Origin of the sequence: Paludisphaera sp., assembly GCF_037189885.1 — a bacterium.
In the GTDB taxonomy this organism is placed as follows: Bacteria; Planctomycetota; Planctomycetia; order Isosphaerales; family Isosphaeraceae; genus Paludisphaera.
In genome coordinates, this window is sequence record NZ_JBBCIR010000057.1 from 22,923 (window position 1) to 30,637 (window position 7,715).

Genomic DNA, 7,715 nt, shown 5'->3' on the forward strand with positions numbered 1-7,715 from the left:
CCTCGTCTGGCAGCCATGGAAGAAGCTTCGGAGACGCGGCCGGACGGCCTCGCCGTCGGCCCGCGTCAGAGGCCAGGGCGGACCGGCACGCGAGCCGACGCCGGCGCGAGCGCCGGGGCGCGGCCCGCGCGCGAACCGGACAGGACTTCCTCGTAGACCTCGGCGATCGACCGCGCGACCCGCTTCCAGGTGTACCGGGCGTTGACGTGCCGCAGCGCCCGGCGGCCCATCGCGTCTCGCAGGGAAGGCTGGGTCAGCACCCGGGCGAGGCGGTCGGCCAGCGCCGGCGGGTCGTCCGGCGGGACGAGGAAGCCGGTCTCGCCGTCGAGGACGGTGGACTTGATGCCGCCGACGGCCGAGCCGACGACCGGCACGCCGCAGGCCATCGCCTCCAGCGGCGTGATGCCGAAGGGCTCGTACCACGGGGTCGTGGCGAACACGTCGGCCGCGCCGAAGTAGTCGCGCAGCTCGTCGCGGCCCCGGCCGCCGACGAACCGGACCGAGGCCGCCACGCCCTCGGCGCGGGCGATCGCCTGGAGGCGGCCGATCTCGGGGGTGAAGGCCGGGTCGGGATCGCGCGACTCGCCCCCCACCACCACCAGCCGCGCCGGGACGCCGTGGGCCCGGCGGACGAGGGCCAGTGCGCGGATGACGTTGTCGACCCCCTTGCGCGGCACCATGCGGCCGAGCTGGAGGACGATCGGCGCGTCGAGCGGCAGGCCCAGCCGGGCCCGCGCCTCGCGACGGTGGGTCGGGCTGAACTCGCCGGGGTCGAACCCGCACGGCACGGTCGTCAGCCTCGCGGGGTCGGCGCCGTAGTGCGCGATCAGGTCCTCCTCGTCCTGGGGGCATTCGGCGAGGACCCTGTCGGCCTCGCTCGCCACGCGCCCCTCGATCGCCAGCCGCTCCTCGGGGAAGGCGTCGGCCCCCCCCTGATGCAGCCGGCGCACCCGCCCCAGGGCGTGGAACGTCACCACGAACGGCGCGCCGACGCGACGCCTGACCTCCGACGCGACCAGTCCCGACATGAAGAAGTTCGCATGGACCAGCTCATAGGGCCTCCGCCTCGCCAGCGCGTACCCGACGGCGAAGTCGGCGAAGTCGTCCATGTACGGGAGGAGGTCCTCCTTGCGCACCCGCTCCGGCGGCCCGGCCGGGACGTGGACGACGCGGAGTCGGTCGGCGATCGGCACGACGGCCGGCAGGTCCGGGCGGTCGCGACGGGTCATCACGTCGACCCGGTGGCCCGCCGCGGCGAGGTGCCGGGCGACCTGCGCCACGTAGACGTTCTGGCCCCCGGAGTCGGCGCCGCCCAGGGTCGCCAGCGGCGAGGCGTGCTCGCTGATCCAGAGCAATCGACGCTTCATCGTGGGCTCCCCAGTTCGGACCTCGGCGCGACGCGCGTCCCCTCGACAGGACGGCCGGCGACCGTCGCGAAGGTCGCCTCCCACTCGCTCGCGAACCTCTCGATCGAGAATCGGTCCCGCGCGGCCTCGCGGGCGCGCCCGCCCATCTCCAGGGCGAGCCCCCGATCGCCCAGCAGGGCCCGCGTCGGCGCGATCAGGGCGTCCGGGTCGTTGGACAGGAAGCCCGTCACGCCGTCGTCGACGGCCGTCGCCATCTCGGTCGTCGCCAGGGCCACGATCGGCAGCCCGACCATCATGGCCTCGATGACCGCGAGGCCGAGGCTGGTGTAGCGGATCGGGTTGAAGAAGAACCGGTAGCGCGCCTCGAAGCGGGCCAGCTCGCGGGGATCGATCTCCCCCAGCCCCCCCATCGCCGGGGAATCCATCCCGACCAGATCCAGCGGGACCTCGCCCCGGAGCTTCTCATAGACGTCCCGCCCGAGCCGGCGGCCCCGCCTGGCGAGGTTGTTGACGACCACGATCCCGCGGCTTAGCTCGCACGTCGCGCGGGCGTCTTCCGCGAGGAACACGCCGTGCTCGATCGTGCGCGACTCCGCCGGGCCCGAGTCCCACATCAGCGCGTTGAACGGCGTGACGTGGACGATCATCAGGTCGTCGTCGGCCGCGGGGTGTCGGGTGTCGGTGGGGTGCTCCCGCGGCGGGTCGTGCTCCAGGTAGATCCGCGGCAGGGCCCGCTGCGCGTCCGTGAGGATCTCGTGCTGGTCCTCCAGATAGTTGCGCCGGCTCTGGAAGAGGACGCAGTCGAACTCGGCGTCGCGGACCGACTCCGCCGGGATGTCGCGGACCCGGTCGGGGAACGGGAAGACGTCACCCCGGCCGCCGTGGCCGGGCCGCCCCGGCGCGACGGGGAGCAGGAATTCCACCCTCGCCCGCGAGAGGTAGAGCAGATAGTTGCCGTGGACATGCCAGGTCAAGACGCGCAATGGCCGGCTCATATATCATCCCTCGCCAACAGTCGCGCGGCCTCGGCGACGACGTCCTCGACCGCCACGCCCGACTCCCGGCATAGCACCCGATGGAGTCCCCGATCGACGGGAGCCCAGCGCGCCGGGTTGTCGCCGGTGGAGATGACGACGCTGGGCGCGCGCAGGCCGTCGGCGACGTGCGAGACCCCGGTGTCGTTGCAGACGAGGATCCGCGACGCCGCGATCACGGCGCCCAGCTCCCCGATCGGCGTCGCCCCGGCAAGGTCGACCGCGGGGGACTTCATCCGGCCCATGACCTCCCGAGTCAGCCACGCCTCGTCGGCCGAGCCCGTCAGGACGACGGCCAGCCCTCGCTCGGCCAGCGCGTCGGCCACGGCCGCGAATCGGTCGGAGGGCCAGCGCCGCTCGGGGACGCTCGCCCCCGGGTGGACGCAGGCGAACGGGCGGCCGGCGAGGCCGCGATCGGCGAGCAGCGTCGCGGCGCGTCCTCGCTCCTCCTCGGAGATCGGGAACTCCAGATGATCCCCCCGCGACGGGATCCCCATCGCCTCGACGAGCGCCAGCAGCCGCCGCGACTCCAGGCCGCGCGACGGATAATCCACGAACAGGCCCGGCCCCGGAGGCGGGTGGCCGGGGGCGAGGAACCCGGCGACGAGCCCCGCCCCGAAGCCCGCCGTCACGCCGTTGGACACCACGCCCGAGCCGTGCATCTGGAGCGCCAGGTCGAACCCCTCGCCCTCCATGCGCCCGAAGAATCGCTCGATCTCGCCCGGCGCCGGCGTCCGCTCCGGGAGCCCCGGATGGCCGGGGAACTCGCGGAAGCCGTCGATATGGGCCGTGAACCGCGCCGCGAACTCGCGCGCCCAGGGGAGCCCCACCAGGACGATCTCCGAGTCCGGGAGCCCGGCGCGAAGCGCCCGCAGGGCCGGGACCGCGCACAGCATGTCCCCCAGCTTCAGCGCCCGGAACACGGCCACCTTCCTCGCCGCCGCGATCCGGCTCGCCAGGCCCCGCCCCGGGCCGGGCGGCGCGAATTCGGCGTCGTCCCCCTCCGTCCTCTCCCCGGACATCCGCGCGGCCTGGAACATCGGCGCCCTCGCCTCGTCGAACCCGGCGCCCGAAGACGCGACGCCGGCCCCACATCAACAGTCAATTATTCTTCACAAGACAGCCGATATCGGACGTTCGCAATTCGCAACCGGCATGCCGACACCGGCCGGATGGGAGACACAATGAATAAATCATCTTTTTATATAGGAAACATCCTCATTGGCATTAGAGTAAAACCCGCATGGTCGGCGCAGTTCCCCTCGCCCGCGGGCGGACCTGGCCGGGGAAGCGGGCCGCTTGGACGTGGGAAGCGCCCTTCCCGGCGCGTGGCGCGATGCCCGCGAGTCCGTCCCGGATCGCTGCGATGGCGGGTCCCGCGCCTGGCGTCTCTCCCGGCCGATCTCGCGAGCGTCGAGGGCGCCGGCATGGGGCTTGAAGGGGCTCACGGGCGGGACGGCCCGGAATGTGGAGGCGCGACATGACGACGCCGGTCGAAGGATGGATCAGGTCCGCGCGGCCCGACGGCGAGCCCGATCGGCGGGTGGCCGTCGTGATGATCACCCGGGACCGGCGCGACGAGGCGCTGAGGAGCCTCGGCGCGATGAGCGGCCTGCCCGAGCGCCCCGCGATCGTCCTCGTCGACAACGGCTCGACGGACGGCACGGTCGACGCCGTCGCCGCGCGGTTCCCGTCGGTCGAGGTCGTCCCGCTCGATCGGAATCTGGGGGCGGGGGCGAGGACGATCGGCGTCCGGCGGGTCGACGCGCCTTACGTCGCGTTCTGCGACGACGACAGCTGGTGGGAGCCCGGGAGCCTCCGCCGCTCCGCCGACCTCCTCGACGCCCACCCGCGGCTGGCGATCGTCGCGGCGCGCGTCCTCGTCGGCGAGGAGTGTCGGGAGGATCCGATCTGCGACGAGCTGGCGCGGAGCCCCCTGCCCCGCGAGAACTCGATGCCAGGCCCCTCGCTGCTGGGCTTCCTGGCCTGCGCGGCGGTCGTCCGGCGCTCGGCGTTCCTGGAGGCCGGCGGCTTCGGAGAACGGCTCGGCGTCGGCGGGGAGGAGAGGCTACTGGCCGTGGACGTCGCGTCGCGAGGGGGCTGGATCTGCTACGTCCCGGAGTTGACCGTCCACCACCACCCCTCGCCGATCCGCGACCACGCCGATCGTCGCGTCAACGTCATCCGGAATGACCTCTGGTTCGCCTGGACTCGACGCCCCGTCCCGGCCGCGCTGCGGGCGACGCTGGCGGCGACGACCAGCCGGGAGGGCCGGCGCGGCCTGGCCGCCGCGCTCCGAGGGCTCCGCCGGGCGCTCCGCGAGCGTCGCCCGGCGCCGGCGTCCGTGGAGCGCGGGATTCGCCTGCTGGAGGAGGGCCGCCCACGCGCGGCCGGCACACCTGTTGCCTCCACGACGCCTCATCCGGGCGGGCCTCGGCCGCCAGGCCTCCGCCCCGACCTCATCCCCATGAAGCCCACCAGGAGACCCGGCCGCCACGCGGCCGTCGAGGAGCCCGATATGTCCCAGGATCCGCGCGAGAAAGGCCCGAAGCCGCCCCACCCGCCCCAGCAACAGGAGGTGCCCGGGCTGGAATCCGAGATGACGCCGGCGCCCGATTACGGCGAGAAGAGCTACGAGGGGTCGGGCAAGCTGAAGGGGAAATCGGCCGTCATCACCGGCGGGGACAGCGGCATCGGCCGGGCCGTGGCGCTGGCGTACGCCCGCGAGGGGGCCGACGTCCTCATCTCCTACATGGAGCGGGAGGAGGAGGACGCGAGGGAGATCGTCCGCGTCGTCGAGGCCGCCGGCCGCAAGTGCGTCGCCGTCTCGGGGGACATCCGCGATGAGTCGCACTGCCGGGCGATCATCGATCGGGCGGTGAAGGAGTTCGGCAAGGTCGACGTCCTGATCAACAACGCGGCCTTCCAGATGACTCGCGACTCGATCGAGGACATCAGCGCCGAGGAATTCGACCGCACGCTGAAGACGAACCTTTACGCCATGTTCTGGCTGTCCAAGGCGGCCGTCCCCCACATGCCGGAGGGGGGATCGATCATCAACACCACGTCCATCCAGGCCGACTCGCCGAGCCCGGAGCTGCTCCCCTACGCGATGACCAAGGCGGGGATCCAGAACTTCACGAACGGGCTCGCCCAGATGCTGGGCAAGCGCGGCATCCGCGTCAACTGCGTCGCCCCGGGGCCGATCTGGACGCCGTTGATCCCGGCCACCATGCCGCCGGAGAAGGTCGAGAACTTCGGCAAGAACGTCGCCCTCGGCCGCGCCGGGCAGCCGGTGGAGGTGGCGCCGGCGTTCGTCTTCCTCGCCTCCGACCAGGCCAGCTACGTCACCGCGGCCACGATCGCCGTCACCGGGGGCAAGCCGCTGATCTGACGTCGACGGACGCCGGCCTTTAACGACCGAGGACATGAGCATGAAAGCCGTCGTTTTCCACGGCCTGGGGGACATCCGCCTTGAGGACGTCCCCCAGCCGAAGATCGAGAAGCCGACCGACGCGATCGTCCGGCTGACCGCCAGCGCCATCTGCGGGACCGACCTCCACATGGTGCGCGGGACCATGCCGGGGATGGTCCCCGGGACGGTCCTCGGCCACGAGGGGGTCGGGGTGATCGAGGAGGTCGGGGCGTGGGTCCGCGACTTCAAGGTCGGCGAGCGGGTGATCGTCCCCTCGACGATCTGCTGCGGGAAGTGCTCCTATTGCGAGAGCGGCTATCAGTCGCAGTGCGACAACGCCAACCCCAACGGCAAGCAGGCCGGCACGGCGTTCTTCGGCGGCCCGAAGACCACCGGGCCGATCAACGGCCTCCAGGCCGAGTACGCCCGCGTCCCGCTGGCCGACGCGACGCTTGTGAGGCTGCCGTCCGAGATGACCGACGACCAGGCCATCCTGCTGTCCGACATCTTCCCGACCGGCTACTTCGGGGCCGACCTGGCGGAGATCAAGCCGGGGGACTCGGTCTGCGTCCTGGGCTGCGGGCCGGTAGGCCTGTTCGCGATCCTCAGCGCCCGGCTGCTGGGCGCGGGGCGGGTCTTCGCGGTGGACACGCTGCCCGACCGGCTGGAGAAGGCCCGCGAGCTGGGCGCCGAGACGATCGACTTCAACGCCGAGCACCCCGTCCTGAAGATGCGCGACGCCACCGACGGCATCGGCGTCTTCCGGGCGATCGACGCCGTGGGGGTGGACGCCTACGCGCCCGAGCGGGGCCCCGCGTACGCCGAGGCGAAGGCCATGAAGTCGCAATTCAAGGAGGAACAGAAGGAGATCCAGCTCCAGGGCTCCGGGGCGACCTGGACCGGCCAGTGGACCCCCGGCGACGCCCCCTCGCTGGCGCTGACCTGGGCCGTGCAGGCGCTCGCCAAGGCCGGCACCCTCTCCATCATCGGCGTCTATCCCGAGAGCATGACGCGGTTCCCCATCGGCGACGCCATGATGAAGAACCTCACGGTGCGGATGGGCAACTGCCCGCATCGCAAGTACATCCCCCGGCTCATCGACGTCGTCCGCGAGGGGAAGGTCGACCCCCTCAAGGTGCTGACCGAGGTCGAGCCCATGACCGACGTCATCTCCGCCTACAAGATGTTCGACAAGCGCAAGGCCGGCTGGATCAAGGTCGCCCTGGATCCGGCGAAGTCGGCGTAGCCCGAGGATCGAGCCCATCGATAAACGGCTTCGTTCGCGAGAGCCTCGCCTCCTAAACTCAAGACGCAACCCCTTACAGAAAACGCCTTCAACACGACTCAAACTTGGGTTCGTTCGTCGTTTTCGAGTATGAAACCGACCGGTCCTTTTGGGCATCGCCGGCCCGATCGGCCGGCGTCGCGATCTGAAACGCCCCCTCCTCCCACTCGGCGAGGAGGGGGGGGGGGATTAAACGGAGATTCCGACGTTTCACATCCTGCCGGACGTTATAGCTCGGGGCGCAGGGACGCCGTCCCTGGCTTCCATGCTGCTACGGATCGGATTGCCAAGGAGCCGAGGGACCGAGCTCCCTCCATCTCCCCACACTCCGCCCCCGAGGCGATCGGATTTTATGATTCCGATTTTTCCACGGCCCGACCGTCTCGTCCCGCGCAGCACGCACAGGCGCGATCCGTCTGGCTTGGTACAGCCAAACGATTCGATGGTCGAACCCGCCCCCGTCCTCGGAGAGCCTAGGCCGTGTTGACGGATTGGGCGAGCTTCCGGACGTGGATGAAGCCGAAGACGATCCGGGCGACGCCGAGGTAGACGTCCCTGAGCTTCTCATACCTGGTGGCGAAGCGGCGGAACTGCTTGGCCTTGGCGAACGCCCG

The 7,715-nt window shown here is 71.4% G+C and carries 5 protein-coding genes; 2 read left to right on the top strand and 3 right to left on the bottom strand.

Annotation, left to right across the window (positions count from 1 at the left end; genetic code table 11):
* Window positions 1–65: 65 nt before the first annotated feature.
* From WG209_RS16640 to WG209_RS16650, 3 genes are read right to left on the bottom strand one after another with little or no spacing between them, the layout of a single operon-like run.
* Window positions 66–1,367: a glycosyltransferase family 1 protein gene (locus tag WG209_RS16640; RefSeq protein WP_337176198.1), complete on the bottom strand. Its 1,302-nt coding sequence runs from the start codon at window positions 1,365–1,367 to the stop codon at window positions 66–68.
* On the bottom strand, window positions 1,364–2,362 hold the full coding sequence (locus tag WG209_RS16645) for a glycosyltransferase family 4 protein (protein WP_337176199.1): 999 nt from the start codon (window positions 2,360–2,362) through the stop codon (window positions 1,364–1,366). The genes WG209_RS16640 and WG209_RS16645 overlap by 4 nt, the downstream gene beginning before the upstream one ends.
* A complete protein-coding gene (locus WG209_RS16650) occupies window positions 2,359–3,441 on the bottom strand; it encodes a glycosyltransferase family 9 protein (RefSeq protein WP_337176200.1) in 1,083 nt (360 codons plus the stop codon). The genes WG209_RS16645 and WG209_RS16650 overlap by 4 nt, the downstream gene beginning before the upstream one ends.
* Window positions 3,442–3,881: 440 nt before the next feature.
* Between WG209_RS16650 and WG209_RS16655 the strand changes: the two genes are divergently transcribed.
* Window positions 3,882–5,795, top strand: a complete 1,914-nt coding sequence (locus WG209_RS16655) for a glucose 1-dehydrogenase (RefSeq protein WP_337176201.1) — start codon at window positions 3,882–3,884, stop codon at window positions 5,793–5,795.
* 40 nt (window positions 5,796–5,835) lie between these two features.
* Entirely contained in the window at window positions 5,836–7,062 is a 1,227-nt protein-coding gene (locus WG209_RS16660; RefSeq protein ID WP_337176202.1) for a zinc-dependent alcohol dehydrogenase, read from the top strand.
* Window positions 7,063–7,715 lie beyond the last annotated feature (653 nt).